Genomic DNA, 4,310 nt, shown 5'->3' on the forward strand with positions numbered 1-4,310 from the left:
GTGGCGGTCAAGCAGTTGAATTAACGTTCGATGCCAAGATCAAAACCGGCGCGAACTTGTCTGCATATGTGAAGGAAGACGGTCGTACACAGATTCCGAATAAGGCAGCTTACAAGGTAGATCTTCCAAACAAACCAGGCTTTACGAAAGACTCCAATGAAGTCCCAGTAACGCCACCAACACCAGACGAACCAGAGATCAAGAAAGATGTCAATACTAAAGCTGAAGAAACACTTGCTGATCGTGACCAAATTTTCACATACAACGTGAAAACAAGTGTCCCAACAGATGTATCATCCTTCAGTGTAAGTGATACACTTGAGTCTGTTCTTGATTATGCAGGTTCAGCAAGTGCAATCTTGAATGGTCAAGCTCTTGATGCAAGTCAAATCAAGGTAGAAGGTCAAACCATTACCTTGACCCTTACAGAGGAACAAGTGAAAGCTAATGGCGGTCAAGCTGTTGAATTGAGCTTCACTGCTAAGATTAAAGCGGGAGCTGATTTGACTCCATATCTAACAGATCGTGGATTCACTGTTCCAAATACGGCTTCTTATGATGCAAACATTCCAAATAGACCAGGGCTACACAAAGATTCGAATAAAGTTCCGGTTATCGTTCCAAAAGAACCAGAACCAGAAATTACGAAGAAAATCAACCGTACCTTGGACCACTTGGATGTCGAATACGATGCACCTTACATGTACAATGTCAATACAGCTTTACCAAAAGATATTGATAAGTACAAAGAGTTCACCGTAACAGATACACTTGAATCTGTCTTGGCAATCGCTGATACGCCAGTAGCCTATGTGGACGGTCGTGATGCAAATGGAGCTCTTGAAACAAGTGTTGAAGGAAACACTGTCACTGTGAAAGTGAAAGATTTCGCTCGACTAAAAGGCTTCAAAGAGATTCAATTGTACATCCCAGCTAAACTCAAAGCGAATAGCGATTTGACTGCTTATAAGGACCAATTGGTACCAAACAAAGCAACTGTCAACTTCAAGGATGCCAATGGTCAATCTGGCAGCAAGGAATCAAAACCGGTAACGGTGAAACCGCGTGACCCAGAAAAACCAACAGATCCAACACCAGGTGAACCAGCTAAGTCTGTTGGACCAGAAGATGGATCTAAACCTGATAAAGAATACCACTTGCCAAACGCTTTAGATACCTTCCGATTCGATATTACTACACCGGTTCCAACAGATCCTGTAGATGAAAACGGAAATGCTAAGAAGGATCAATATGGTCGTCTTATCAAGACAGACTTGACTAGTTTTACAATCACGGATGAAATCAATTCAGTCTTGAAAGTCAACAAAGACCGTATCGCTCTTAAAGTTGAAAATGCTCAGTTTGACAAGATCAAAGCAACTCTTCAAGCTCAACTTGATCAAGCAGAGAAAGAACTCAAAGCTTTGACAGGCAAGTCAACAGAAGAGACTTCAACAGAGACTGGTAAGAAGGAAGAACTCAAGGCAGCGGAAGCTAAAGTAGCTGAATTGAAAGCGAAGTTGGAAGCAGCTAAGGCAGCGCAGCCAGCTAAACCAGCTGAAACTACAACACCAGCTACTCCAGCAACAGCTACTGAAGAAACAACTCCAGCTACATCTGATTCTTCTACAACAGAAGATAAGAAACCTGCAACTAGCGAATCAAGTCAAGATCTTGCAAGCTTGGAAGCAGAGTTGAAAGTAGCTGAAGAAAACTTGGCTAAACTTCAAGCACCAGCTGAGAAAGAAGCAGAATTGGCACCAGCTGATAAGAAACAACAACAAGAGAAACTTGAAAATGAAATCAAGAAACTAAAAGAAGCTCAAACCAAGCTTCAAGCAGCTATTGATAAATTGAGTAAGGCTTCAAATGATCGTGGTGAATTAGTAGGTAAAGATTTAGAAGCAATTGCTACTGTTACTTACGATGAAGCTAAAAACATTGTAACTCTTGAAATCAGCGATAAGGATGTTCTTGAAGCCTTGAAGGGAAGTACCGTACGTCTTGTACTTTACACTAACTTCAAAGAAGGAACAGATTTTACACAATTCGCTGCTGGTGTTCCTAATACAGCTACAGTAAGCTTTAACCATAATCCAAAGCCTACCAACAAGGTTGTAGTGTTCCCGCCAACACCACCAACACCAGAAAAACCACAAACTCCGCCACCAGGTGGAACCGTTCCTCCTGCAGAACCTAAGAAAACATTGCCAAATACAGGTTCTGAAGCATCTTCAATCTTTGGAGTACTTGCTGCCCTAGCTCTAGGACTTGCTGGACTTCTAGTTTGGAAGCGTAAAGCTGAACGTTAGTATCATATAGTAAGAGGAGAGTAGAAATATTTCCTCTCTTCCTTACTATATATTAAATGAATTAAGGGAAAAAGAATGAGTAGAAAAAAATTATTAAAGTTAGGGATTTCAATACTTGCTTTAAACGCTCTTGGAGTAGCAACTTATCATGTAGCTCCAGATTTATATCAAATTCCAACAGTGCATGCAGAAGAAACACCGGCGGAAGATGAAGAAATTCCAGATGGTCAAGAGAGAGTCGTGGCATTCCGATTTAGAGATAAACTGAATGATCTAGAGGCTTTCATCGCTGACTATAAAGCTAATCCTAATGATGAAGACAACAAAGCTGGATTAGAAGATAGCTTGGCGGAAGCTACTAACTACCTTCCTATCGCAAAGAAGGCAATGAAGAGTCCAGAAGCTCAAAAAGGTTTTGTGGCATATGAAGCTCGCTACAATGAGTTGAAAGCCAAGGCTGAAGCTTTGTTGGCCGGTAAGACGGAACAACCAGCGGAACCAAAAGTTGAGCATCAAGAAATCACTACGACAGAAGAGATTCCTTATGCATCTCGTACCGAAAACAATGCCGATCTTGCAGAAGGTACTCGCAACGTGAAACAAGCGGGTGTTAAAGGTACTAAGACCATTACTTGGGATATCACACTGACAGATGGTAAAGAAACAGCTCGTACTAAGAAAAGCGAGAAAGTTACCAAAGAACCAGTAGAAGAAATCATCGAAGTTGGAACTAAGAAAACAGGTGTAGAAACCAAAGAAACAGTGACTGTGGAGGAAAAAGTTGCTTTCAAAGAAGAAACGAAAGTAGACCCAGCACTGGATAAAGGTCAAACGCGTGTTGAAGAAGGTGAAGAAGGTATCGATGAAGTCACTTATGAAGTGACAAAAGTGGATGGTGTTGAAAAATCTCGTAAAGAAGTTTCACGCAAGACAAAGAAAGCTGCAAAAAACAAGATTACTTATACCGGTTCAAAAGCTGTTGTAACGACTAAGGAAGAGATCAAGACAGAAGAAGTTGCCTTCCAGACTCGTGAGGTTGAAAATGCACTCTTAGCTGAAGGTGTTCGCCGAGTGAAAACAGCTGGCCAAAAGGGTGTTCGTACCATTGTTGAAACAGTGACTTACACAGACGGCGTTGAAACAGGTCGCGAGGTGAAATCAAACACAATCACTACTCCAGCAGTAGACGAAGTTGTCGAAGTTGGAACTAAGAAAGCAGCAGTTGTAACGACTAAGGAAGAGTCCAAGACAGAAGAAGTTGCTTTCCAAACTAAGGAAGTACCAAATCCAAATCTTCCAGAAGGCAGTCGTCAAGTGAAGACAGCTGGTAAGAAGGGTGTTCGCACCATTGTTTATACAGTGACTTACACAGACGGAGTTGAAACAGGTCGAGTTGAGAAATCAAACACAATCACTACTCCAGCAGTAGACGAAGTTGTCGAAGTTGGAACTAAGAAAGTAGTAGCCCCAGTTGTAACGACTAAGGAAGAAACGAAGACAGAAGAAGTTGTTTTCCAAGTCAAAGAAGTGCAGAACGCAGACCTTCCAGAAGGAAGTCGTCAAGTGAAAGCTGCTGGTAAGAAGGGTGTTCGCACCATTGTTTATACAGTGACTTACACAGATGGCGTTGAAACTGGTCGAGTTGAGAAATCAAACACAATCACTACTCCAGCAGTAGATGAGATTGTTGAAGTTGGAACTAAGAAAGTAGCTTCTACAACAACCAACGGTGATAAGAATGATACTGCAACAACAGGGAACCAAGCTGAAAGTACTAAGAAAGAAGAAACTGCAAGCCAAGATCAGAAAGCTCTACCAAGTACAGGTACAGCTTCTACCAGTCTTCTTTCAATGATTGGTCTATTTATCGCTGGTCTAGTAGGCTTTGTCGTTCGTAAGAAGGACTAAGGCTCTCTAATTGTACAAAAGCATCTTTTGTACGAGAAATACTAAAAAGAACCCAGAATTTATTCTTGGGTTCTTTCTTTATAAATTAAA

At 41.4% G+C, this 4,310-nt stretch carries 2 protein-coding genes; both read left to right on the forward strand.

Translation table 11 applies throughout. The features are described 5' to 3' along the window. Positions 1-2,312 (forward strand): isopeptide-forming domain-containing fimbrial protein (locus tag SORDD25_RS06750; RefSeq protein ID WP_153014485.1); only part of this gene is annotated, 2,312 nt, incomplete at its 5' end. Positions 2,313-2,387: 75 nt separating this feature from the next. Then, entirely contained in the window at positions 2,388-4,220 is a 1,833-nt protein-coding gene (locus tag SORDD25_RS06755) for a G5 domain-containing protein (protein ID WP_061853108.1), read from the forward strand. Positions 4,221-4,310: the final 90 nt, after the last annotated feature.

Origin of the sequence: Streptococcus oralis, assembly GCF_001579525.1 — a bacterium.
In the GTDB taxonomy this organism is placed as follows: domain Bacteria; phylum Bacillota; class Bacilli; order Lactobacillales; family Streptococcaceae; genus Streptococcus; species Streptococcus oralis_M.